The sequence below is a fragment of the Haloarcula pelagica genome, assembly GCF_030127105.1.
Lineage (GTDB): Archaea > Halobacteriota > Halobacteria > Halobacteriales > Haloarculaceae > Haloarcula > Haloarcula pelagica.
This window is the reverse complement of sequence record NZ_CP126162.1, coordinates 444321-468221: the sequence shown is the minus strand read 5'-3', so window position 1 is coordinate 468221 and position 23901 is coordinate 444321. Positions and strand designations below refer to the sequence as shown.

Below are 23901 nucleotides of genomic sequence, written 5' to 3'. Positions count from 1 at the left end.
GCATATGTTAAACGTGTAGTATCATGTGCTTTTTCGCCCCATCCGTCTGAACTCCAAGAATTCGATATATGAGATTAAATACAATTCATGTCAAATTTTTCGGAACAGAAGATGGTTACGGTGCTTCTGATTCTCCCTCTTCGGTAACCGCTTGGTCTGTGTCCCCTTCATCCGATTCATCCGGACGGGGGCGGATGGGTTCGATCCGTGGTCCGTGGACCGTCTGGTCGACTTCCCCTTCGATTCCGAATACGTCTGCGAGAAGCTCTTCCGTCACGACCGCTTCCGGGGAGCCACGTGCACGGACCTCGCCGTCTTTCAGCGCGACCATTTCGTCGGCGATCCGAGCTGCTTGCTGAATGTCGTGGAGCACGATGACGACGGTGATGTCGCTCTCGTCGCGTAACGTCTCGATGATCTCCATTACTTCGAGCTGATGCCGGAGGTCGAGAAACGTCGTCGGTTCGTCGAGGAGCAAGACATCGGTGTCCTGTGCGAGCGCCATCGCGATCCACGCCAGCTGCTTCTGACCACCGCTCAGTTGGCCGACCTCGCGATCCCGGAGGTGCTCACAGCCGGCGAGTTCGATCGCCCGATCGACCGCTCGCTCGTCTTCGTCCGAGACGCGGTCGAAGAAGCCACGGTGTGGATACCGACCGTGATGGACGAGGTCTTCGACGGTGATACTGTCCGGTGCTGTACTCTCTTGAGACAGTAACCCAAGCTGTCGGGCCAGTTCTTTCGTCCCGTACGACTGGATGTCGCGCCCTTTGAGAAGCACCGTGCCTTCTCTCTCCCCGAGTTTGTCTGCGATCCCTTTCAAGAACGTGCTCTTTCCCGACCCGTTCGGGCCGACGAGTGCGGTCACGGCCCCCGATCGGGCCGTCATCGCCTCGCCGTCAATCACCGGCTTGTCGCTACTGGGGTACGAGAGCACCAACTCCTCAGCCACCAGGGGACTCTCGCCTCCACTCTCTCTGTCGACCCCCAGCAACGGATCTCCGATCTCCGGTGTGTCAGTATCGTCCGCGTGAGGCTCGGTGTGTGTCTGTTTCGACATCAGATCTCACCCAAGTTCTGTTTCTTCCGCATCAGGTAGAGGAAGTACGGCCCGCCGATGAGGCCGGTAATGATACCGACCGGGATCTGATTTGGACTCACGAGCAGGCGAGCAACTGTGTCTGCAACGACGATGAGCGCCGGCCCGACGAACAAACAGCCGAGCGTGAGACGTTTGTAATCGCTCCCGACGATGTTGCGGACCATGTGGGGAACGATTAGACCGACGAACCCGATGAGTCCCGCGGCCGCAACGCTCGCCGCAGCGGCGACGACCGCGATTACTGAGAGTGCGAACCGCATCGTCTCGACTGGCATCCCGAGCGATTCGGCAGTATCCTCTCCCAGCAGGAGTACGTTTAGCTGTCGAGAGGCGACGAGCGCGAGACCCATCGAGACGACGGTCCATGGGAGGATCATCCGCACCTGCTCCCAATCGATCCCGGTCAAGGAGCCAGTCATCCAGGCCATCGCGCTGAGAGCGACGTCGATGTCCTCGATCATGAAAAACATTCCCTGCTGAAAGGAGCCGGCCACGGTTCCGACGATGACGCCCGCGAGGACGAGCCGAACCGGCGACGTGCCGTTCTTCCAGGAGATTACGTAGACGATAATGAAGGCGACGATACCACCGATGGAGGCGAATAGCGGGATCAGCGGCGTCAGTCCGGTGAAGAAGATGAGCGTGATCATGATTGCCAGTCCAGCCCCGGAGGAGACGCCGAGGATGTACGGACTCGCCAGTTCGTTTCGCGTGACTGCCTGAAAGATCCCGCCGGAGACGGCGAGGTTCATCCCGACGAGGAACGCGACGAGGACGCGCGGGATGCGGATCGTCCAGACGATAAAGGCCTCCTGTGACAGCTCTGGGACTGCCCCCCCGAGGAGGAACGCCTCCCACGTCTTTGGATTGAACAGTATCGCGGGAGCGAACACAAGTCGCCAGGCCTCCAGGACGGACATCCCGTAGGCACCGAGACTGATCTGGACGAGGCCGGCGGCGACGGTCAACGCGAAGCTGGCGCCGATGAGCGTGAGCAGCGACCGATCGATCCAGTCGAACATCCGGGGATCGAACCACCTCGAGTCGGACGTAGATTGTTCGTGCGTCGCCATCGTTACGCGGTGCCCGTGATGATCTCTGCGAGGCGCTCTCGGTCGAACAGCTGTTCGTCGGTCGGCGTCTCACCGATTCCGTGCCACTCTCCGAACGTCTCGGGGTAGAGCTGTTTCGCGAGCATTTCCGTCTGGAAGAGGTTGATTATCGGCCCCTGGGTCCCCGTTCCACCGGCGTATAGATTACCTTCCTTGACGGCGGTTATCCCCTTCGTGACGGGGTCGGACTTGATCACCTCGAGCGTCGCGCCGTAGAGGTTGCCGTAGTTCATCCGGTCCTCGTCGCCGTATTTGAACCGGACCCCCTCGGAGAAGATGATGACTTCGGGGTCGATAGCGGCGAGCTTCTCGGAGTCGATCTGGAGATTCCCGTGACGAGAGAGGGTCCCGCCTTCGTACTCACCCGCGAAGGCGTCTTCCACCCCGATCTCACGGTACTGTTTCCGGGCGTACGTCGGGAGGTCGTGGTCCGGCGTTGGCTGGCTCACGGCGTAGAATCCCGCGTCTTCCGGGTTTCGCATGGCACTCATGTGGGCGACGTTGCGCTTCTCGTCGGGCACGTCGGAGAGGATGCGATCGATCGCGTTCTCGTAGAACTCGTTGAGCTCCGCCGCCTTCTCGCGCTCGCCGAACAGCTCCCCGTACTTCTCGACGAATTCGGGAATCGTATAGTACGGATAGGACTCCTCGTCCGGATAGTTCGGCCATCCAGTCCCTCGTTTGTCGCGGCTGTCGTTTCCAAAGAACGGAGCGACCCGATCTTCGAGGGTACTGATATCTTGGTGGCTGAGACCGTGCGAAGCGATCAGTGTGTTGGGGTCGATCGCGAACAGGTCTGCGTCAAGCCCGAAGAGATACTCCCGCTTGAGATCGCGGCTCCTCGTTTGGATCGCTGGCATCCCCACGAGATCCCGAACTGGAACGCCGGGGAGTTCCTCGTAGAACCTCGTGAACCAGAACGCGCCGTTCGCACGTCGCATGGCTTTGATCTTGTCGCCGTGGCCCAGGGCGGTGAGGACGTCCGCGACGAACCCCCAGCCACCGATAACGAACTCCGGTGGTTCGTCGAGCGTCAGTTCGCCGACGGGCTCCATCGCCGCTGTGTAGCGGTTCTCGGTAGTGGTTTCGGTACCGTCCGAGTCGTCGCCGGGAGTGCTCGTCGCCGTGTCCGTCGGCGTCTCCGTTTCCGTTTCTGCTTGCCCTCCGGCACCTTCGGTTCCACTACAGCCCGCGAGCAAGACGGTTCCCGCGAGTGCACTGCTTCCTTTCATCAGGATGTCTCGACGCGACTGACGAGAGTGATCTTGGCCACTCATACGTTTTAGGCTAGCCTAAAAGTTTATAACTGCTATGGTTTAGGTCGACTTAAACTACTTGTCAGCGGTTTTACCGAGGATGTGTGGCCGACTCGGTGTTCTCTGCCAGCAGCGTTGCGGTGGAAACCAGATCACCGACCACGAATTCGACGATGCTGTCTCGCATCCGCTGGATCGCCCCTCGAAACCGAGGACCACCTCGCAGAAGGCCGCCCCCTGGATGGCGTTGTAGATCGTCTCCGCCACCTGGGAGGGATCGACGGAGCGAAAGACACCGGTCTCGACACCGTCAGAGATGATATCCGCCGCCGTCTCGATGTTGCGCTGATAGTGCTTGGCCAGCTTCTCCCTGAGCCGGTCGTCGCGGAGTGCCTGCAGACGAAGTTCGAACAACGCGACCGCGAACCCGTGATGGTGGTCGGCCCTGAGCGTGAATTGGTCGAGATATTCGAGGAGGCGTTCCGGTGGCTCCTCTGCTTCCGTGCGCGCCAGTTGTGATTCCTTGTGCCCGATGAGGTCGTCCACGAAGGCGAGAATGAGGTCTTCGCGGGTATCGTAATGGTAGTGCAGCAGCGACCGGCTCTTGTCGAACTCGTCAGCGATATCCTGCATCGAGAGATCCGCATACCCGTGCTTGGACAGTGCTTTGAACGTCGCCTCCATGATGGCGTCCTTGGACTCGGGCTGGTTATCACCGGACTGGTCGCGAGCACCCATACTAACATAGCTGTTAGTCAACGACTTATATTTGTCGTTCGACTGGCCCTAGACCGGCAATCACGCGAGAATAGACCAACTCTTTTTTATATATGCTGTCAGCACTGTTAGTCTAATGTCAAAGCCTGGAATGCCGGATTCGGAGGCGGACGGGCTCTCGAACGTCCGAGATCGGGACACTCGTCCCTTCTGGAAACTGTTCACGACCTACGGTCAGGCGGAACTTCCGAAATTCGTCGTCGGAACGATCGCGAGCGTCCTCCGGATGGTGATGGAACTGATACCGACCGTCGTGTTGGCGGTCGCGATCGATTCACTGTTTTTCGACACCACGCCGTTCGCTCTCCCACTGGTCCCCACGCGGTGGCTCCCAGAGAGCACTGGCGAACAGTTCCTGCTGGTGCTGGGTATCATGGCTGTCGTCTACGCTCTCAACTCGGCGCTCGGCTGGCTCAACAGCTACATGTGGAACAGCTTCGCCCAGCACGTCCAGCACTCGCTTCGCGTCGATACGTACGAGGCGGTACAAGGTCGTCCGGTGACGTTCTTCGACGAGCATCAGACTGGTGACATTATGAGTATTCTAAACAACGACGTCAATCAGCTCGAGGAATTTCTCACGACGCACCTCAATAATCTCGTTGTGATCGTCGTTCGTGTGGGAGGAATGGGCGTGATTATGTTGTTGATCAATTGGAAGCTCGCGCTCATCCCCGTACTGACCATCCCACTCCTTGGCTTTCTTAGTCACTGGTTCGTCCAGTCGATCGGTCCGAAATACCGCAGGGTCAGGAAGAGTGTCGGGAAACTCAACAGCCGTCTCGAAAATAATGTCAGTGGTATCACTACAGTCAAAGCCTTCGCCAGGGAACCGTTCGAACGAAACCGGGTCACCGAGGCGTCGGCTGAATATCTCGATACACAGTGGAACGCGATCACGACACGAATTCTCTACTTCCCGACGATGCAGCTGATGACGGCGGCCGGGTACATCTCGGTGTTCGGCATCGGCGGGTGGTGGGTCGTCACAGGCTCACCGCCCATGGCCTTCTACGAAGGGACGACACTCACTGCCGGTACACTGGTGCTCTTTCTCAATTACTCACAGAGATTCATCTATCCGATGCGTCGCATGGGCCAGATCATCAACGGCTATCAGTACGCACAGGCCGCTGGCGAACGTATATTCGGCCTCATGGACGCCGATTCCGGCTCAGAGACCACGGACGGATCGTCGGCCAGCGACGACATCGAGGGTGACATTGACTACGAAAACGTCAGCTTCAGTTACGGGAATGACTCCAAGCAAGATACCGAGCGAGTTCTCGAGGATGTCTCGTTCGATGTCGAACCGGGCGAGTACGTCGGCGTCGTCGGACGGACAGGTGCGGGGAAGTCGACGCTCCTGAAACTCCTGCTGCGCTTCTACGACCCGGACAGCGGCACGGTCCGTGTCGATGGACGTGACGTTCAGGATATCTCCCTTGGTTCGTTGCGAAAGTCCATCGGATACGTCTCTCAAGAACCGTATATTTTCTACGGAACTGTGGCCGAGAACATCGGGTACGGTCGGCCAGAAGCCGATAAGGACGACATCCGTGCAGCGGCATCGGCAGCCGGTGCCGACTCGTTCGTTCGAGATCTTGAGGACGGCTACGACACGATGGTCGGCGAACGCGGGGTTAAGTTATCCGGCGGTCAGCGCCAGCGAATCGCCATCGCACGTGCGCTCCTCCACGATCACGATATCTTGATTCTTGATGAAGCAACGAGCCACGTGGACAACGAGACTGAAGCGGCAATTCAGCAGAATCTCACACTCCACACGGAAGGCAAGACTACGTTCGCTGTTGCGCATCAACTGTCGACGGTCCGCAATGCCGACCGTATCCTCGTACTGGACGAAGGTGAACTCGTTGAACAGGGTACCCACGAAGAACTTCTGGACGCAGATGGTCTCTACTCGACACTCTGGCAGATCCAACTCGGGAATCTACAACCGAAAGACGATGCATTCACTGGCACAAATGCCGAGGTTCATTCACCATGAGCAGTGAACATCTGGGAAATCCCGAGGAGTGTGATTGAGACACTACTGCTCGAATTGATCCGCCATGGAGAACGTTTTAATCTCGGACCAAGCCAGCAGAAAGACGGACGCGTACAAAACTGGTATCGAAATCGTAGAAACATTGCGCAAGGGAGCGTCACTTCAGACCTCACTAAGCGAAGTTACACTACTCACGGATGAGCTAGTAGACCGATATCCAGACTGGCACCCAGCACCAGATTCGTTCCAGGGGGTGCTCCGGCTGTTCATATACCGGGAAATAACGGGCGACAGTTACCGAACCCTCGAAACGTACCAGGAACTCGCTGAACCATTCGGGCTAGACCACGTTCCCGACGAGGCCGTACTCTCTCGCGCTTGGCGGAACCGATTCGACGACGGGGTTCGGGAGTACGTGACCGTCGCTGCTCACTACGTGGTCAAAGAAATCCACGACTACGGTCCCTCAGTCACCGCAGTGCGCCCGAAAGAGGAGGTTACCGACACAACCCCGGAGTCGGCCGACGACGATGAGCAGGACGAGTCTGTGGGCGCTGAGTTTTCAGACGAGCAAATTCACCGGACGACACGCCTCGCACGGGAGCACGGTTTCGGCGGATTTGACTCCGGTCGAGCGCAGAATGCCTCCTACGAGGATACGCAGTTCTTCGAACTCCAGGCGTTCATGGGGATGGTCCGCTGTGGCACCGCTCAGGGTGCCGCACGGTTTCAGTATCGTCGTGGCGAGGAATATGGCCCGCATGGGGACACGCATCTGCGGGCAGTCAAGCAATTCGAGTCGGAAGCGCTTATCGAGGGGTTCGATCAGGCCAGCGACCGATTGCTCTCGGCTATTGCCTCGGAGACATCGTTGCGGCGGCCGGTGACTGCGGCAATCGACATCACGACAATCCCGTACTACGGCGACGTAGAAGGGATGTCGATGGTCAGTGGGACGAAGGAGGAAGAAGAGCGGGCATTCAAATTCGCGACACTCTCGATTGTCGGCGCGAACATCCCGCTCGTGCTCGCTGTGGAGCCGGTTCGGGAAAGCTCAGCGTGGGACAGGAATCCGCCAAATCAGGTTCATCGTGTCGTCCGGCGACTCGTTCAACGAGCGAAAGAACACGTCCCTGTGGAGACAGTGCTGTGTGATCGTGAGTTCGATTCCAAGAACGTCTACCAGACGCTCTCGAATCTCGGAGTTAACTATCTCATCCCGAAGCGGATCAACAGCACTGAGCGCGAGGTCATCGAAACGATGGATGCCGATGGGCAAGGAGTGGCGGTTGAATCGGCGTCCGTTCACGTCGAATCGGGCAGTCACTCGATGCAGTTCCTGTACGTCCCGTCGACGAGTGTTGAGGGAACGACTGTCTTCGCCACGAACCTCCGCGTCGGCCCAGAGGAAGCCGAGTCGTTCTGTCGGCGGTACAGCCGTCGCTGGCAGATCGAAAACGAGTACAAGAGTATCAAGAGCGACTTCCTTGCAAAGACCTCCTCGAAGGATTACAGAATGAGGCTGTTCTACTTCGTGTTCGCGGTTTTGCTCTACAACATCTGGCGGCTGACCGATTTCCTGTTGAAAGCGAGTGTTAAGGGCGAGATGGACTACACACCCGTGCTGACCGCGGGTGAGAGTGTCGAGATCGTCGCCTCGGCATTGATACCACCTGACTGAGCAACAAGTCCTCACTGGGTCCGCCGATTGGGAGTGGCAACGCTCTGGAAGAGCGCCAAAATCCGCACAACATTGGTCTTTAGTTAGGCCTCACACCTCGGTTGCGTAGCGGTAGCGAGCGTCTCTTGTAAGATCGGTCGTTGCTGATGGATCTTCTGGGCATCTTCGATCAGTCGCTCCAGCAGTGGCGGTGGTGAGTAGCCGAGAAACTCACCGAGTTCATGGAGGATAACCTGGGCGTGCGACCGGAAGGTCGCCGCCCAGCGTTCCGGCGGAAACACGATCTCGTCGTCGGCTTGCTCGGTAACCAGATCCAACAGATCACGGCTCACTAACAGCGACAGCAACGCCGCGTACAGCAGAATTTCCACGATATACGTCTTGCTTGTGTCGAACTCATCCAGTTCATATTGCGTCTTCAGCTCACGAAACAGCAGTTCTACCTCCCACCGACAGCGATAGATCGTCGCCAGATCTGCCGGCAGAAACTCCTCTCTCGGGAGATTCGTAATGTAGAGATGGTAGTCGTCGGCGTCCTCGTCACGGACGCCGACGACACGGAATGTCTTGCTATCGTATGATTGCGTGCCCGCGTACTCGCGTCGCTGAAACGTCGCTTCGACCTCGACATCAATGTACTCGCGGTAGAGATCGTCTACGACATTCTGGATCTTCTCCCCTTCCAAGGGAATGGCGTCGCCACGCCATTCCCGCAATTCCGCCGTTATCTCCGGGTTTGCGTTCGGTTTCAGCCGACTCACGAAGTAGCCGTCGTTCTCGTCAATCAGCGCAAAGCGGCGGTACTTGAAGTATGCCTGATCGAACAGCACCAACCGGTCTTCCAGCCACGATCCTGTGGAAAACTCGGTGCTGTCGTGTGTTTTCTCGTCAGTGACGCTGAACCGATTAATTGTCTGGTCGGTGACGTTGTGGAGCAGGTGGAGCCGCGCTCCACCCTGCTCCCCTCGCCGTGGTTCGAACTCATCTGAGAGAAGCCGATGCAACCGCAGCACGGTTCCATCGGCGATCATCACGTCTTTGAATCGGTCGATATCGATGTCAACAGCGTCAGGAACAGCGACCTCGTCGATGCCGTGCTCGACGAGGTCGCGGAGGTACTCCGCAAAAGCTGGCGTCAACCGCTGATGGAATCCGCCGGGAGAGAGCGTCTCATCGGCAGTGGCGTTGTAGCTACGCCGGAAGCCAGCAAGTGTTCGGCTCTCGCCTGCGGCGAAGCCGAACACGAATGACCACACGAGGGCGGGCATCTGCGCCTTTCTGTTTCGTTCGACTACGCCGAGTTCCTCGGCGTGCTCTTCGAGGAACTCGGAGGGAAACAGTGTAGTGAGCCGACGCATGATTCTCGATGAGGAGGCTTTGGTGTGCACAGCCGTTGCCTCCTCATTCCTCTCGAAAAGAAGCCTCGATAAGCCGTCGCTGTCACGCGGTTTCTCGACTAACTAAAGACGGATGCCACGCGGCCGAGGTACTACTTGATGGGGCTGATCCACGTCAGTACACCGTTGACGTCGTCGATGGCCTGGATCTGTTCCCAGCACACGTCGCGCTGGAGGATGTCCAGTCGGGTCTCAAAGAGGCCACCATGGGCACAACGCGATTGAAAGAAAATCTGGTCGACGAGGTCCTCGATTCAGACTACGAGTACATCATCATCGACTGTCCAGCGAACCGAGGGAAACTCAACGATAATGCGATGTACGCAACCGGGAACATCATCATTCCGCTTCGGCCAGAAAACGGCTACGAGAGCGGATTGACGAACACGATTCAGCGGCTCGTAATGGAGGCACGAGAGTACTTCGACCTGAATATTCTGGCTGTTACACCAACAGATCTCTCGGACCGTATCGACCAGGATACTCGGGACCGACGTCTCCTGCGCGAGCTGACTACACGCGATGCAGTCGCTCGTCATGTTCCGAACTATGCGTATCTCTCTGAGGATGACTGGGATGCTGTTGACAGCGGCGACTATGACGGTGCTCTCCCAGGAATCCGACATCGAGGAGCAATCGATAATGCGAACGATGCAGGACTCCCGCTGCGTGACCACGACTCGACGTGTGATCAACTGACGTGTTATGATGAACTCGCTCAGATCGTGGAGGCTGGGGAGGTGCAGCGCTGATGGCCTTCGACGACCTCAACGATGCTCTGGATGAGCAGGATAACGACGATACTGATTCAAGCTCTGACTCTACCCAGAGCGACACAACCGAGACAACTACCTCGACAGCAACGAGCACCGAGACAGAGCCATCAGGTGGCCCAGCGTTCAGCTTTGACGATACAAAGCAAGATGCGATATACGCTCGACCGTCCTCTCTCGATGAGTTGGGCGATGCACTGGCGGAACTGGATCTAGAGCTCCGAAACCGGGGCTTGAGAGATGTCCCAAAGCGGGAGAAACACGACGCCCTCGCGCGGTTAGCTGGAAATCATATTGAGGAGCTTGCTGACCTGATCGAGGGGGAGCGATAACATATCGCGATATATAGTTTATCAAACCGGAAACTGTCGACTGAGGGCTTGTATTGTGTACTTTCAGGCGTATTCAGGCTATTCTATTTGCACTGCACATTAGAGCGATAATGTGCTGTGTTTTCAACCGAGTCATCGCCCTCGGTGAGGTACGAAAGCTCCGACGGTTTCAGGACACGGTTACCCTGTGTGAAGTCGCTGGGACAGGTGGATTCACGAACCGGCAGTTCGGCTCGCGTCCGTCAAGGTGAGGAGTCCCTGGCCGCATCACGTCACCTCTGTCCCGCTGCCGCTACCTGATTATCCATCGCGACGAGGAGTCGTCCTTCCGATTCGAAGACGTTGATCGTTTCCGAAGGGGACTGTTTCGTGACGGCCAACTCCCCAGTTTCAGCGTCGAATCCGGACAGTTTCCCCGAGACTGCCACTGGCGCTTGCAGTTGGTGTGTCAATCCGACCGGCAGGCTGTCGTCCGCCGTTTGACCGCTCTGAGCACTGGGTGTATGACAGAGTAGACTTACCAAGCCGTTTGAAGCCGGCTACTCGTGTCCCTCGGTGATAGTTACCCGTTCGTCGGCGACCTCGGCGACGATCGTCCGTTCGGGGGTATCACCGACACGCACAGTAGCAGTCGAACTGGGGCCACCGTCGAGCGTCACAGTGATCGTGTATCGACCAGCAGGAAGCAGATTCACCGAGCATCCGTCCTGGCCGGGCGCAAGTCGGTACGTCTTCTCGTGGCGGACACGCCCATCGTCGAGGATAGCGACCCGGATCTCGTGGGTCGTCGCTGCACTCTCGTTGCGGATATAGAGGTCCTCACGACAGTGTCGCCAGGCTGTCATCCCGAACACAGGACGGCCGCTCGAAACGTGGATGGAGGGCACACTCAGCATACTTGAACTACCGAGTGGACGGGTATTGTATCCAGCTATCGATTCAATCGTGATTTGAGTCAGCCAATATCTTGGCCTACCGGCAGACGACTAAGTAACCGACACCCACCCCGTTCGTTGGTCGATGATACGGTTACCGAGAGCGATCCTGCCGTCCGATCAACTCCGCCGGACCACCCTCGAATCTGCTTCCGCCCGGCAGCTCGACAGTCTGGCCACGCGCAAGATACGAGCCGACACGGACGACGAAAGTGGTCGATAACCAGATGGCTCAGTTCCGCCGGCCCCTCCAGTCGGCCCCGCTAGCATATTTGGCCAGATCGCACAGTCAGCCTGTCCATTTAGCTGATAGAGCTAGGTGGAATATTTAGTAAGTATAGCTATACTTAACAGCTGTTTTTCATACCCAGATAGAAAATCGGTTCGAATATCAGCATAGCTAGTCGGCTCGAATATACAAGATAGTGTGTCTTTTTAACTATATCTTTGACTGCTCCCCTTGACTATTATTTATGTCTAATCCGAACAGTTATTTATTATAGCTATTTAGTATAGCTGTGTTTGATCGCTACTTGGGAAAGTCTCGTAATAGTGGTCAGCAGAAAGTCTTCGCCCCTCACACGGCGGGACTCGCCTCAGTCCCAGTCGTAGCCCCACTCTCGAAGTTCTTCGGCGACCAGATCCGGATTGTCCATCGCCACGACGATCGCTGCTTCGAGGGCATCGGTTTTATAAACGTCTTCGCCGAGCGCGTCTTCGAGCGTTCGCACGAACGACGACTCTCGGTCCTCGATGTGGGGTCTGAGAAAGATCGGGCGCTGCTTCCTGTCGGCTTTGACCGACGAGCGACGGAACTTGTACGGGATCTCGGGAGTTTCGGCGTCAGAATCGGAGTCCGAAACTTCCGACTCAGGTGAGTGATCGGGGGTCGACGACTGTGGTTCCGAGCTCGACTCGGTCGTGCCCGTCTCGGCAAACGGGTCGTCGCCCGATCCCGACTTCATGCTGTTGCCTCCTGTTCCCGCGGCGATCGCAGCCGGCGTGCCAGGGTCTCGAACTGCTCCAGCGTTTCTAACTCGTAGTCACGTTCGCGAGAACGGTGCGTGTTCACGTATTCGAACGCGGAACACTGCTTGCGCCAACAGCCTTCGAGAAGTGAGGTCCGCTCCCGGAAGACGACGGGAACGTCGTAGTCCTGTGACCGGAGGTCGTCGAGGACCTCCTCCTGGTCGTTAGTGCCTTTGAACCGGTTCGGGACGGCAGCGAGGACGCCGACGTTGATGTCGAGTGTCGTCTCCAGTCCGTCGACGAGGTCGGCCAGGCCGGTCACCGACTGCTGACCTTTCCCGCTCGGTTCGAAGGGGATCACGAGGTTTCGCGTCGCGTGGATCGCGTTGTACAGTTTCACGTCCGCAGTCGCCGGTGGGTCGATGACGACGGTGTCGTACTCGGCTGGAACACCTGCAGATTTCAACACCCGGAGCAACTGGACGTTAGGGTTCCAGTTCTCGCCGAAATCAGCGGCTTCCTCCTCTCTCCGCCGAAGGTGTTTCGAGAGGACTTCAAGGGAGTTGTGGGCGGGAACGATATCGACGCCTTCAGACTCTTGAACGAGGTCGCCGAACTCGCCGCGCGGGCGTTCGACGAGGTGTCTGACGAGACTATCGGCCTCCGAATCCGTCCGGTTGTCCGCCACGTCGAAGAGGTATGAGAGACTCCCCTCCTGTGGGTCCATGTCGATCGCGAGGACATCGTGTCCGGCCCTGGCATCGGCGACCGCAAGGTTCCCCGCCAGTGTTGTCTTTCCGACACCACCGGCCTCACTGTAGACTGTGTACGTGAGCATACGAGCCCAATCGGAAGTCGGCGACTTAAAGATAAGTCAGACAATATAGCTATGTCGTATAGCTGATTTTAGAGTTGGACGCGTATGGTATATCTCATACCGCTATATCGACTCCAGCGCACCCTGCCCAGCGGGGTCCAAGTCTCAGCGGTGGCCGCCTCCCACAGTCTGGTGTTAGATTATCTTCAAGTTCTCGGCAGCCGTCCGTCCACGTATGCGGCCCCGAAACAAGTGGTTCAAACCCGAACAGTTGCGTCGGTACTACTTCGTCTACGAGGCGGGAGCCCTGTTGGTGGTGCTGTGCGTGATCGGCGTCCTCGCGGGTACCGGTATCCTCACGCAGTTGGCAGACTGGGTAGTCCTGGTCGGGGGCGCGGGACTCCTGATCGCGTTCGGCTACGTGACGTGGTGGATTCCCGCCTTCTACCGGACGACGGGGTATCGGTTCACCGACGACGAGATCGAATACCGACGGGGCGTCTTCTTTCGGCAGAAGACCACCGTCCCCTACAACCGGATCACGAACGTCGGGACCTCACAGGGGCCGATTCAGCGTCTCGTCAGCGCGGGATCGGTCGGTATACACACCGCGGGGTACGGTGGACAGATGGGTGCCGAACTGACGATCAGCGGTGTCAGTGACTACGAAGCGATCAAAGAACAGATCCTCGACCGTGTGCGAGAACGCCCGGCGAAAGCAACGGAGAGCGAGGACGAACCGGCAATCGTCGGGACCACGACCAGTACCGACGAGGTCGTCTCGGAACTCCGCCGGATCCGTGAACTGCTCGAACAGCACCGGACGATGTGAGCCAGCATCGTCCCGCAGAGCGGCCGCGCTGACACGCCGGTCCGACCGAGCAGGGCGAACCGCTCGAAGCGACGATCACTGTCACCAACACCGCTGCTGTCGACGGGCGGTTCCTGGCCGCGCTCTACTGGCCGACGGAACTCATCGCCGACGACGACGAGTCCACCATCGTCGAGCGGCGGGTGGCCGGAGGAGCGCAGACGACTGCGACGGTCACAATCGATACGGAGTACACGGCGACCGAAGCCGGTCCGATGCCACTGTGCATCGACGGTCACGTGACGACCACACGGGAGCTCTCGGTTACCGGCGCGTCGACGCCGACCTGAGGGCGGCGACTTGAATCCCCCACACCGGTGGCGCAGGAAGCTGGTGAGGTGTGGCGTCGTACACTGGAGTATGGTAGTTCCGAACGCGACTCCGTACGAACCGAAGGCAGGAATGGGCGTCATCGGGATGGTGATGCTAGTCCCGATACTGCTGCTGTTGCTGCCGCTGGCGCCGCTGTATCCGGTTCTTGCCTACCGGTGGCGACAGTCGGACCGGCCGGCCTGACCGGCGCTCAACTCGCGAGAAACGCCACGGTCAACAACACCGCGTTGTAGCCGCCGTGGGCACCGATCGGAACGAGCAAGTTCCCCGTCCGCTCGTAGATCGTCCCGAAGATGGCACCGCCGACAGTAACGATGACGACGCCGCTGAGCGCACCGACGATCGACCCGGTGTAGTTGAGCAAGTGAATCGACCCGAAGATGACACTCGCACCCCCGACAGCACCGACCGGGCCGAACGATTTGCGGAGTCGGCCCTGGATGGCACCCCGAAAGAGCAGTTCCTCCGCAGGCGCGACGAGGACGATAGAGAGGCCCGCCAGTGCGAGCGCGACCCACGGCGCCGTGGTGATCGGGTCGTCGAAGACACTCCCGGACGGGCCGATCCCGAGGACGGTGACAACGACGCTCAGGCCCGTGGCGGCGATCAGCGCGGCAACGAGACCACCGACGAGATAACCGGTGTCGCGTCTGCTCGGGCGCCGAACGGTCACCCCACCGTACCGCCCGACATACGAGAGCCCGACGACGAGAAAGGCGAGTTGGCCCACCGCGGCGAGCAAGAGAAACACCGTGGGGCTCTGTACGTCGGCCCCGAACAGGAGCAACGGGACGGTGAACACGATACCGACCACGATGCTCGCGCCCAGCCCCACCACCAGCAGTCCGAGCGCGACCAGAACCGCCCTCAGCCGACCGCTCCCCGCATCGCTGTCGGCCCGCGGACCGGACAGCGTATCTGTCGTTTCGCACACAGACCGAGCTACGCGCACCGCCGTAAAAACAGTACTGTCCGGACGACTTCCACCGTGACTATCCAGTAAACGATCGGAACGTTATTGTTCTGAATATGGTAATTTTCACGAAGGTAACGAATGGCTCCCCAAGATCGTTCAGAGAGGTACAGAGCTCCTCTAAACGCTATTTTCTCAGTCTCGACCGGCTGAGAATACGTGTCAGTGAATATTTATATTGGTTGGTTGAGAACAGAGGGGCATGTCAACCGATCCGTCGTGGTCCCGTCGTATCGCTATCGTTCTCGTCGGTGCACTCCTCTTGCTCTCCGTCGGTTCGGGAGTCGTCGCCGGGCAGTCCTTCGAGGGCGCGTCCGACACGATCGTCGTCGGGGAGGGCGAGACCTACGACAGCGTCTCCGGCTTCGCGGGGACGATCATCGTCCGCGGAACCGTCACCGGCGATATCTCCGGTGCGGCGGGAACGATCCTCGTGACCGACGGCGGCACCGTCGGCGGCGACATCAGTGCCGCCGCTGGAACCGTCCGGATCGACGGGACGGTCGGCGGGAACGTCAACGTCGCCAGCGGGACGGTGGAGATCGGCGAGTCCGCACAGATCGGGGGCAACGTCGAGGCCGGTGCGAACTATCTCATCGTCGACGGGCAGATCGACGGCGACGTTCGCGCGGGCGCGGAGACGATAACAGTCGGCCCGTCGGCGGTAGTCGGTGGTGAGTTCCGCTACGACGCGGAGACGTTCAACCGCGACCCGGACGCGACGATCCAGGGGGCGGTCGTCAGGGACCGCTCGATCGGCCAGTCCGCCGGACCGGAGTTCGGGACGCTCGATATCCCGTCCTGGCTCGGCGTCGTCTACGGTCTCGTGGCGAACCTCCTGCTCGGTGTGGTGTTGCTCGCCGTCTTCCCGCAGTTCTCCGCCGGTGTGGCAGACCGAGTCTCGAACCGGCCGGTCTGGACCGGCGGGGTCGGGTTCCTCGTCCTCGTCGCCGTCCCCATCGCCTTGCTCGTCCTGGCGATAACGATCGTCGGGCTTCCGCTATCGGTCGTCGGCGCGATCGCCTTCGGGATCGCGGTCTGGGTCAGCGTCGTCTACGGCCAGTTCGCCGTCGGTTGGTGGGCGCTCGGGTTAGCAGACACCGAGAACCGGTGGCTCGCGCTGGTCGTCGGGCTGGTCGGGTTCGCCGTCCTCGGTGCCGTCCCCGTGATCGGCGGCCTCTTCGAGTTGCTTGCCTTCCTGCTCGGGATGGGGGCGCTGGTGCTGGGACTCCGGGACGCCTACGCCGCGCGCGGTCAGGAGGAGTCCCCTGGGGGCCGACAGACGACACTCGACGAATCGACCGGCGAGGGCTCACCCGCCTGAGTGTGTGAACGATCACTCGTCGGCCGGTGGCGTCGTGCCGAGTCGCCCCTCGACGAACGCCGCGACATCGGCCGCGAACTGCTCGACCTCGTCCCAGTCCGTGTACTCGTAATCCTGTGCGGTGTCGGTGTCGCCTGTCGCGTCCGCCGCGATGCGTTTCATCAGTAACCGCTTCAGGAAGCCGTACTCCGAATAGCGGAGGGCACCGCCGAACAGCCCCACTCGGTCGGGATGCCAGCCGGTCCCGTCGGTGAACTCCGTGACGTACCGTGCGGCCTCGGCCCGGTGCTGTTCGTCGTCGACCGCCGAGGTGAGCGACACCTGGAAGAACGCCGTGGGGAGCGACCGAAGCCTGTCGCGGTTGGCTTCGACGAACGACCTGATCGCCCCGGCGTGCTTGCCGACGTGGATCGAGGACCCGACCAGCGCCGCGTCGACGCCGTCGAGCACTGTGGCCGGGTCGGCGTCGGTGATGTCGGTGACCACCGCCTCGTGGCCCCGGTCCCTGAGCGCGGTCCCGATCCGCGTCGCGACTTTCGCTGTCTGTCCTTCGCCGGTCCCGTAGACGATCGCGAACGTTACCATGCCGTTTTCAGTTGTCGCGCCGACACGATAACGCTTGGCCGAACACATCGATAGGGGTGTGTGGTCCGCGCCGGCGCCGGTCAGGAGATACGAACAGGTTCCGGACCGAGAGCCGGGCGCTGACCGGCCCGCAACGGCGTCCCGTCACGCTAATCTTTATATCTGATAGGTGAGAAGTACAGTCAGGATGAACCGGACAAAACTCATCGCTATCGTCGCAATCGTCGCGATCGTCGTCATCGGTCTCCGCCGCCGTGGCGGGGACGACGAACAGCCGACTGACTGAGCCGCCGTCGCGGTCTCGCGGGGTTTTCTGGGGTCGCCGAACCGTGAGCGTCGCCGCTGACTCGCCTGGCATAGCAATAAGTATCCTCCGAGTGTCATTTCAGTCATGCAGCTTCCCGAACGCCAAACGCTCCGCAACGGCGCGGTCGGCGCAGTCGTCGGTGTCCTTCTGGGCTTCGTCCCCATCGTCTTGCTCGTCGCGCCGCTGATCGGCGGCGGCGTCGCCGGCTACCTGGAACGAGCGGGGCCGCGTCGGGGCGCCGTCACCGGCGCTATCGCGGGCGCGATCATGGCTGCCCTCAGCACCGTTATCACCGGAACGATCCTGTTTCTCCGGTTCGGGTCCCTCCCTTTCGACGGCCTCGGTGTCCCGCTGGGTGGGCTACTCGTCGGTGCTGTCCTCTCGCTGTTCGCCACGGTCGCACAGGTCGCGGTCGCCGCGATCGGCGGAGGGCTGGCCGGTCTCCTCGAAGCCGACCGGCACAAGGTAACCGACACCGGCGCCGCGGAGTCGATCGACGACCTCGGCGGCGGCCGTCGGCTCGCTCCGATCGGACTGAGTCTGCTCGCCGGCCTCGTCGTGTTTCTCGCCGTCGGGATCGCCCTGACCGTGGTGCTAGAGCCGGTGATCTGGCTCTCGATCCTCGTCGGCCTCCCGGCGGGATTCGTCGCCGGCACGGCGGTCGCGGTCCTGCTCCATCACATGCTCACCAGACCGCCGGGCGACCGTGTCGGCTGGCGCACCGTCGGCATCGGCGCAGTGGTCGTCGTCCTGGTGTTCGGACTCGTCCTGGCCGGGCTCTCGGTGCTCGGGGAGCAACGGATCGGCGAGAGCACGACCAGCACCTACGAGTACCGCGTCGGCATCTCCGCCGACGGGACGCTGGAAGACGCCACGTTCTACGTCCCGGTGCCGGTCGAGGGCAACAGCTCACGGCTGGGCGAAGAGTTCGTCCGGACCGTCGAGTACTCCCGATACACGCCGCCGGTCCGCGGGTACGACGGCGATCCGGCCCCGGTGAACTTCACCTACGCGGTCGTCAGCACGGCGGAGGGGCCGATGCTTTCGATCACGGCCGACCGGATCGCGGTCGAGACGGTCTACTACCGGAACGTCGAACAGGGCGACACCGGCTACTACGAGCGGATCAGTCCCGAGGAGTACGATCCCGGCAACCCCGAGATGGGTGTCCAGAACGACGGGAGCTTCGAGTTCACGGTGACGCTCGGGGCCAACGAGACGATCGATACGGCGACGCCGATCGGCGACGAACCGCTGTTCCCGACCCGGTACAACCGGACCGAAGTCGACTGTTTCGGCCGGTCCACCGAGACGAACCACTGTTACGAGTACGACGGGCGGGTGTACGCCGACTACGACACCGACGACGACACCGTGGTGTCCGTCTCCGCCGAGGTCAGCGGCCGCAACGAGTGGTTCGCCGGCGGCTGGCGTGGCAACGAGTACCGCGAGTGGTCGCGGGTCCAGTTCGCCGGCCCACAGTCGGGCTGGCAGGTCACCGACGGCGAGTTGGAGGTCGGCCGCGGGGTCTACCGGGACTGAGATCGACCGGGGAGATCGCTGCCGGGCTCAGTCGTCGTTGAGGACGCCGTCCGCGACGGCGACATCGTCGACGCTCGGGTCGTCGGCCGACTGCCTGAGGACGAACCGCTTGCGGACGAGGTCGGCGGCGTAGATGACCGTCCCCAGGATGATCAGCGTGTCACCTGGGAGCCGCGCCCAGAACAGCGTCTGGATGATCGGTTGGTTGTAGAACGCGAGGCTCCGCGCGGCGTCGTAGCTCTGGGTGAACACCACCTCCAGTTGGAGGAACCCGACCGGCAGCACCGAGACGAACACCATCAGCGCCAGGCCGACGTTCCAGCACCAGAACGCGGCCCGGAGCCAGGAGCCGTCCCACCGACTGGGCTGGATCGACAACTGGAGCATGTAGCTGACCATCCCCAGCGCGAGGAAGCCGAAGGCGCCGAACATCGCGGCGTGGGCGTGCCCGACCGTGAGGTAAGTGCCGTGCTCGTAGTAGTTGATCAGCGGGAGATTGATGAAAAAGCCCAGCACGCCGGCGCCGACGAAGTTCCAGACGCCGCTGGCGATGATGAACATGAACGGGAGCTTGTAGGGGAACCCGCCGCTCTCGGACATCGCCCGGTACTGACCCAGCGCCTCGTAGAGGATGAACACGAGCGGGATCAGTTCCAGCGTGGAGAAGGCGCTCCCGATGGGGATCCACATGTCGGGCATCCCGACCCACCAGTAGTGGTGCGAGACGCCGATGACGCCGGTACTCATCACGAGCAGGGCCTGGAGCATGACCGCCTTCTCGGCGCTGCGCCGCGAGAGGAGGTTCATCGACACCAGCGTCAGTCCGACGATGGCGACGATGAAGAACTCGAAGGCGCCCTCGACCCACATGTGGACGACCCACCAGCGCCAGAACTCCGTGACGGCGATGTTGGTGTCCGGCGTGAAGAGGAAGCCGGCGGTAAACAGCAGGGCGATGGAGCCGCCGGCGTAGAGGATCATGTGCCCGAGGCCGAAGACGGGCTCCTCGTCGAGCAGCGGCTTGAGCCCGCGGATCGACAGCAGCGCCCAGGTACCGAAGCCGGCCAGCAGGCCGACCTGCCAGAGCTTCCCGACTTCGAGATATTCGAGCCCTTCGTTGCCGACGAGCCACCACAGTTGGCCGTCGAGGTACCCTTTCGAACCGAGCCAGATGCCGGCCAGGCCGCCGACGGTCACGACGACGATGGCGCCCAGTAGGCCGTCGATGTACGTCGACTGCCGCTTGGGCTCGTGGCCGGTCAGCAGCGGTGGGAGGAAGAGGCCTGCCCCCAGCCACGTCGCGGCGATCCAGAGGATCCCCAGGTCGATGTGCCAGGTCTTCGCGATGGCGAAGGGGAGCAGTTGGAGGATGTGAACGCCGAAGAGCTCCTCGATCCCGAAGAAGCCGGCCCGCTCGATGTAGAAGTGCGCGAGCAGGCCGCCGAGCAACACCTGCGAGAGGAACAGGCCGGCCGCGACGGGGATGAACCGCAACGCTGCTCGCTGGCTCGGGAATATCTCCACGTCCGCGGGTTCGGGCACGGAAAGGCCGTCGGCCGAGGGCTCCGGGAGTTCGATCGACCGGTAGAGCCAGATGCCGAAGCCGGCCGCGCCGACGAGCAGGATCATCGCGATGACGCTCCAAGTCATCGCGGCGGCGGTGGCGTCGTTGCCGGCGCCCGGCGCGTAGGGCCACTCGTTCGTGTAGGAGTGGTCACCGTCGGGCCGGTCGGTGTGGGAGAACCAGGCCGTCCAGAGCGCGAAGTCGGCGAACTTCCGGGCGTCGGCCTCGGAGTCGATCATCTCCACGGGGACGCCCCGCTCGTGGCTCCCCTCGTGGTACCGCTCGACGTACTCCTCGCGGACCTGCTCGTGTGCGTACAGCTCCGCGGCGGTGTACTGGATGTCACCGCCGTCGTACTGGTCGTCCAAGTCCTGCTTAACGACCTCGTCGATCGCCGCACGCTCGCCGCTCCCGAGCGCGCCGTAGTCGGCGTCGTACCGCTCCCGCGCGTAGTATTGGCGCATGTGCTCGGTCTTCAGATCGAGCGTATCGGCCGTGTAGTCGGGGCCGTAGTAGGCGCCGTTGCCCAGGATCGACCCGTGGTTCATCAGGCCGTCCCGCTGGAAAGCCTTCTTCCCGTCCCTGATCTGTTCGTCCGTGACGACGGTCTGTCCCTCCGGTCCGGTGATCTCGTCGGGGATCGGCGGGGCCTCCTGGTAGGCGAACCAGGCGCCCGCACCCATGACGACGAGGTTGATCACGAAGGCCGCAGCGATGAACTTCGCGATCGTCTTGCGTTGTACTTCCATACAGTCGGGGCTTGACGGCCCGACCATCAAAAGGGGAAAGCGGGTTCCCAGTGGCCGGATGGGGGTGCGAACATGTTCGTCCCCGTGTGCACCGTGACGCCCGGAAATGTCGTCTCAAGAACTGTTATATGGTATCGTCCCAACAGTACAGCCACGTGCTCTATGGGTGATATTTCCGTGCTGTCGGGGGAGCGAAGCGTCTCGTCGTTGCTCGGCGTCGTACTGATGGTCGCAGTGGTCGTTATCGTCGGATCGACACTGACGGTGTTCGCGTTCTCCTTTGGCGACAGCGTCTCGTCGGTCGCCCCGACGGCCGACATCGAGTTCGAGTCCCGGTACTTCGGCGACGGCGTCGCGAAGAACGACTCGGTCGTCGTCACACACGACGGCGGGGACCGCTTGCGCCGAACGCAACTGGAGGTGGTCGTCGGTGGCACGACGGTGTTCAACGAGACCGACGACAGCGAGAGCAACAACGCCTCGCCGTCGACGGACGTGAAGGGGCTCGTCGTCGAGATAGACGGCGATCAGTTCAACGACCTCAACAAGCCACCGGCTCTCTCGCCTGCCGGGACCCGGGACGGACCACCGGGTGACAGCGACGGCTCTGACCCCGGTGTCGTCAACGAGTGGGAGGAGAACGTCACCGCCGGCCAGCGGCTCGTCGTCCAGGAGCGCAACGCCGGACAGTCCGTCGACGTGCTCCAGCCGTGTGACCGGATCAGAGTCATCTGGCGCGGCGACGAAGAGACGGCGATCATCGACGAGGGGGTCGTCGGGCCGAGCACCGGCTGTGCGGGCTGAGTGGGGTGTGTCGCGTTGTCTAGCCGGCGTCGACGGCCGCGTCGACCAGCGCCGCCTCCGCTTTCCGGAGGAGTTCGCCCGCGGTGCTGTGGGCACAGTCGAGTTCGGCCGCCACGTCGGCGACGCTGCCCGTCCGGGGCACGTCGTAGTAGCCGACCGCGGACGCCGCTTCGACGGCCGCCCGCTGGCGGTCGGTCAGCGCTCCGCTCTCCCCACCCCGCCGGAAGGGGCGGACCCGCTTGATGGTCGTGGGGACGCGCTCGCGCAGCGCCTCGTAGCACGCCCCCAAGGCCTCCCTGCTCCCGACGGCTTCGACCGTCGCGTTGCCCGACTCCTCGAAGACGACCGGTGGGAGGAAGACGACGTGTGCGTCGGCCACGACGCCCAGCACCGCGGCGTCAAGTTCGTACGTCTCCTGTTCGAGGAAGGCGTAGGTGCCGCCGTCCTCGCCGATCAACTCCGTCGTCCTGGCCTCGACCGCTCCGAGTAGCCTGCGGGCGGTGTCGACCGGACAGTCGAACCAGAGCAGCGACGTGACCCGGCCGGTCGGCCCCCAGATCAGCAACTCGGCGCGCGAGACGCCCGCTGTCGTCTGGACCGCTCCGTGGATCGGGTGGGCTCGGTCCTCGGGGTAGGTGACGGCGAACTCGACGCGTTGCACACCCGTGCGTACACCGAGAATAGTTAAAAAACCGGACCAATCCGGCATCGACCCTTCCCGTCCGGATACCGACTATTCGGTCGATGAACGCGACCACTGTGGCGCCGGACCCCGACGGCGAGGGTGGCGAGGGGACACGTAGATCCAGCGTTCCCGTCGGCGACGACCGGCACGTGACCTACGCCGAGTACGGCGACCCGGGAGGCACGCCGCTGCTCGTGTTCCACGGGACGCCGGGATCGCGGCGGGTCGGCGCGCTGTTCGACGAACTGGGGCGGAGCCACTCGGTTCGGGTCGTCGCCATCGACCGGCCCGGATACGGTCGGTCGAGCGCGTGGCCCGGTCGCCGCCTCCGGGACACCGCGGCGTTCGCCGTTCCGGTGCTCGACGAAGCCGGGATCGATTCGACATCCGTCCTGGGCTTCTCCGGCGGCGGCCCGCACGCGCTCGCGCTTGCAGCGACGCGCCCCGATCGGATCGAGGGCGTCGCAGTCGTCTCGGGCGCAGTGCCGCCGCAGTTCGAGGACCGGACACCGCCGGTGCAGCGCCTCTTCGGGAGCCTCGGGACCCACGCCGGCTGGCTCCTGGGCGGGCTGTTCGCCGCGACCGGTGCGCTGGCCCGCCGGCTCCCCCGTCGTTCGTCGTCTCGCAGTACACGACCGCGGACGGGCGGGCGGCGATGGACGACGCCGACGCACGGATCGTCCGCGAGGAGTTCCTCACGGCCGTCGAGCGGACCCGAAGCGGCGTCGTGACCGAAGCGCGACTGCTGGCCGACCCGTGGGGGTTCGACGTGGCGGCCGTCGATACGCCGGTCAGGCTCTGGCACGGAAGCCGGGACACGAACGTCCCGCTGGCCGGGGCCAGGGAACTGGCCGACCGACTGCCCGACGCCGAACTCCACGTCACGGACACCGACCACCTCACGACGCTGACTCGGTCGCGGGAGCGCGTGCTCGCCGCGTGGTGCCGATAACCGGGGGCGCAAAGACGGTCGGACGACCCCCGTCGGAGCTTGCATTTTTA

The 23901-nt window shown here is 61.7% G+C and carries 24 protein-coding genes; 12 read left to right on the top strand and 12 right to left on the bottom strand.

The genetic code is table 11. From position 1 onward, the window contains the following. Nucleotides 1–115: 115 nt before the first annotated feature. From P1L40_RS21015 to P1L40_RS21000, 4 genes are read right to left on the bottom strand one after another with little or no spacing between them, the layout of a single operon-like run. The gene (locus tag P1L40_RS21015) at nucleotides 116–1060 is read right to left on the bottom strand and encodes an ABC transporter ATP-binding protein (protein ID WP_284011337.1); all 945 of its coding nucleotides are present in this window, start codon (nucleotides 1058–1060) and stop codon (nucleotides 116–118) included. Beyond that, nucleotides 1060–2175: a FecCD family ABC transporter permease gene (locus tag P1L40_RS21010; RefSeq protein ID WP_284011336.1), complete on the bottom strand. Its 1116-nt coding sequence runs from the start codon at nucleotides 2173–2175 to the stop codon at nucleotides 1060–1062. The genes P1L40_RS21015 and P1L40_RS21010 overlap by 1 nt, the downstream gene beginning before the upstream one ends. A 2-nt stretch (nucleotides 2176–2177) precedes the next feature. Next, the gene (locus P1L40_RS21005) at nucleotides 2178–3491 is read right to left on the bottom strand and encodes an ABC transporter substrate-binding protein (RefSeq protein WP_284011335.1); all 1314 of its coding nucleotides are present in this window, start codon (nucleotides 3489–3491) and stop codon (nucleotides 2178–2180) included. Between the two features lie 54 nt (nucleotides 3492–3545). Beyond that, nucleotides 3546–4208: a TetR/AcrR family transcriptional regulator gene (locus P1L40_RS21000; protein WP_284011334.1), complete on the bottom strand. Its 663-nt coding sequence runs from the start codon at nucleotides 4206–4208 to the stop codon at nucleotides 3546–3548. 115 nt (nucleotides 4209–4323) lie between these two features. Between P1L40_RS21000 and P1L40_RS20995 the strand changes: the two genes are divergently transcribed. Beyond that, the gene (locus P1L40_RS20995; protein WP_336402196.1) at nucleotides 4324–6258 is read left to right on the top strand and encodes an ABC transporter ATP-binding protein; all 1935 of its coding nucleotides are present in this window, start codon (nucleotides 4324–4326) and stop codon (nucleotides 6256–6258) included. A 64-nt stretch (nucleotides 6259–6322) separates the two neighbouring features. Further along, nucleotides 6323–7939 (top strand): transposase, encoded by a 1617-nt coding sequence (locus P1L40_RS20990; RefSeq protein WP_284011333.1) that lies wholly within the window; start codon nucleotides 6323–6325, stop codon nucleotides 7937–7939. Nucleotides 7940–8022: 83 nt separating this feature from the next. Here P1L40_RS20990 and P1L40_RS20985 read toward each other — a convergent pair whose 3' ends face one another. Beyond that, nucleotides 8023–9297, bottom strand: a complete 1275-nt coding sequence (locus tag P1L40_RS20985; protein ID WP_284011051.1) for an IS4 family transposase — start codon at nucleotides 9295–9297, stop codon at nucleotides 8023–8025. An 8-nt stretch (nucleotides 9298–9305) separates the two neighbouring features. On the opposite strand from P1L40_RS20985, the gene P1L40_RS20980 reads away from it, so the two are divergent. Both P1L40_RS20980 and P1L40_RS20975 read left to right on the top strand, forming a co-directional pair. Continuing rightward, nucleotides 9306–10088 carry a ParA family protein gene (locus tag P1L40_RS20980; protein WP_336402195.1) on the top strand — a complete coding sequence of 261 codons (783 nt, stop codon included), beginning with the start codon at nucleotides 9306–9308 and terminating at the stop codon, nucleotides 10086–10088. Then, on the top strand, nucleotides 10088–10441 hold the full coding sequence (locus tag P1L40_RS20975) for a DUF7970 domain-containing protein (RefSeq protein ID WP_284011332.1): 354 nt from the start codon (nucleotides 10088–10090) through the stop codon (nucleotides 10439–10441). Before P1L40_RS20980 ends, P1L40_RS20975 begins: the two co-directional genes overlap by 1 nt. A gap of 539 nt (nucleotides 10442–10980) precedes the next feature. Here the strand turns inward: P1L40_RS20975 and P1L40_RS20970 are convergent. The 3 genes from P1L40_RS20970 to P1L40_RS20960 all read right to left on the bottom strand — a co-directional run bounded on the left by P1L40_RS20970 (nucleotide 10981) and on the right by P1L40_RS20960 (nucleotide 13183). Further along, entirely contained in the window at nucleotides 10981–11286 is a 306-nt protein-coding gene (locus P1L40_RS20970; RefSeq protein ID WP_284011331.1) for an Ig-like domain-containing protein, read from the bottom strand. A 686-nt stretch (nucleotides 11287–11972) separates the two neighbouring features. Further along, nucleotides 11973–12341, bottom strand: a complete 369-nt coding sequence (locus P1L40_RS20965) for a DUF7970 domain-containing protein (protein ID WP_284011330.1) — start codon at nucleotides 12339–12341, stop codon at nucleotides 11973–11975. Next, complete coding sequence (locus tag P1L40_RS20960; protein ID WP_284011329.1) at nucleotides 12338–13183, bottom strand: ParA family protein; 846 nt, start codon at nucleotides 13181–13183, stop codon at nucleotides 12338–12340. Before P1L40_RS20960 ends, P1L40_RS20965 begins: the two co-directional genes overlap by 4 nt. 214 nt (nucleotides 13184–13397) lie before the next feature. On the opposite strand from P1L40_RS20960, the gene P1L40_RS20955 reads away from it, so the two are divergent. The 3 genes from P1L40_RS20955 to P1L40_RS20945 all read left to right on the top strand — a co-directional run bounded on the left by P1L40_RS20955 (nucleotide 13398) and on the right by P1L40_RS20945 (nucleotide 14549). Further along, nucleotides 13398–13994, top strand: a complete 597-nt coding sequence (locus P1L40_RS20955) for a PH domain-containing protein (protein WP_284011328.1) — start codon at nucleotides 13398–13400, stop codon at nucleotides 13992–13994. 182 nt (nucleotides 13995–14176) lie between these two features. Beyond that, nucleotides 14177–14323: a hypothetical protein gene (locus P1L40_RS20950; protein ID WP_284011327.1), complete on the top strand. Its 147-nt coding sequence runs from the start codon at nucleotides 14177–14179 to the stop codon at nucleotides 14321–14323. 70 nt (nucleotides 14324–14393) lie between these two features. Then, on the top strand, nucleotides 14394–14549 hold the full coding sequence (locus tag P1L40_RS20945) for a hypothetical protein (protein ID WP_284011326.1): 156 nt from the start codon (nucleotides 14394–14396) through the stop codon (nucleotides 14547–14549). 7 nt (nucleotides 14550–14556) lie between these two features. On the opposite strand, the gene P1L40_RS20940 is transcribed toward P1L40_RS20945, so the two are convergent. Beyond that, a complete protein-coding gene (locus P1L40_RS20940; RefSeq protein WP_284011325.1) occupies nucleotides 14557–15300 on the bottom strand; it encodes a CPBP family intramembrane glutamic endopeptidase in 744 nt (247 codons plus the stop codon). Nucleotides 15301–15541: 241 nt separating this feature from the next. Here P1L40_RS20940 and P1L40_RS20935 point away from each other — a divergent pair, with 241 nt between their 5' ends. Then, on the top strand, nucleotides 15542–16663 hold the full coding sequence (locus tag P1L40_RS20935; protein WP_284011324.1) for a bactofilin family protein: 1122 nt from the start codon (nucleotides 15542–15544) through the stop codon (nucleotides 16661–16663). 12 nt (nucleotides 16664–16675) lie between these two features. Here the strand turns inward: P1L40_RS20935 and P1L40_RS20930 are convergent, their stop codons facing one another. After that, nucleotides 16676–17248 (bottom strand): flavodoxin domain-containing protein, encoded by a 573-nt coding sequence (locus P1L40_RS20930; RefSeq protein WP_284011323.1) that lies wholly within the window; start codon nucleotides 17246–17248, stop codon nucleotides 16676–16678. Between the two features lie 391 nt (nucleotides 17249–17639). On the opposite strand from P1L40_RS20930, the gene P1L40_RS20925 reads away from it, so the two are divergent. Continuing rightward, the gene (locus tag P1L40_RS20925; RefSeq protein ID WP_284011322.1) at nucleotides 17640–19097 is read left to right on the top strand and encodes a DUF8147 domain-containing protein; all 1458 of its coding nucleotides are present in this window, start codon (nucleotides 17640–17642) and stop codon (nucleotides 19095–19097) included. 27 nt (nucleotides 19098–19124) lie between these two features. Here the strand turns inward: P1L40_RS20925 and P1L40_RS20920 are convergent, their stop codons facing one another. Further along, on the bottom strand, nucleotides 19125–21410 hold the full coding sequence (locus P1L40_RS20920) for a nitric-oxide reductase large subunit (protein ID WP_284011321.1): 2286 nt from the start codon (nucleotides 21408–21410) through the stop codon (nucleotides 19125–19127). A 162-nt stretch (nucleotides 21411–21572) separates the two neighbouring features. Here P1L40_RS20920 and P1L40_RS20915 point away from each other — a divergent pair, with 162 nt between their 5' ends. After that, nucleotides 21573–22214: a type IV pilin domain-containing protein gene (locus P1L40_RS20915; protein ID WP_284011320.1), complete on the top strand. Its 642-nt coding sequence runs from the start codon at nucleotides 21573–21575 to the stop codon at nucleotides 22212–22214. Nucleotides 22215–22233: 19 nt separating this feature from the next. Here the strand turns inward: P1L40_RS20915 and P1L40_RS20910 are convergent, their stop codons facing one another. Continuing rightward, complete coding sequence (locus P1L40_RS20910; RefSeq protein WP_284011319.1) at nucleotides 22234–22875, bottom strand: helix-turn-helix domain-containing protein; 642 nt, start codon at nucleotides 22873–22875, stop codon at nucleotides 22234–22236. Between the two features lie 83 nt (nucleotides 22876–22958). Between P1L40_RS20910 and P1L40_RS20905 the strand changes: the two genes are divergently transcribed. Beyond that, complete coding sequence (locus tag P1L40_RS20905) at nucleotides 22959–23630, top strand: alpha/beta fold hydrolase (protein ID WP_284011318.1); 672 nt, start codon at nucleotides 22959–22961, stop codon at nucleotides 23628–23630. Beyond that, the gene (locus P1L40_RS20900) at nucleotides 23555–23851 is read left to right on the top strand and encodes an alpha/beta fold hydrolase (RefSeq protein ID WP_284011317.1); all 297 of its coding nucleotides are present in this window, start codon (nucleotides 23555–23557) and stop codon (nucleotides 23849–23851) included. The genes P1L40_RS20905 and P1L40_RS20900 overlap by 76 nt, the downstream gene beginning before the upstream one ends. Nucleotides 23852–23901: the final 50 nt, after the last annotated feature.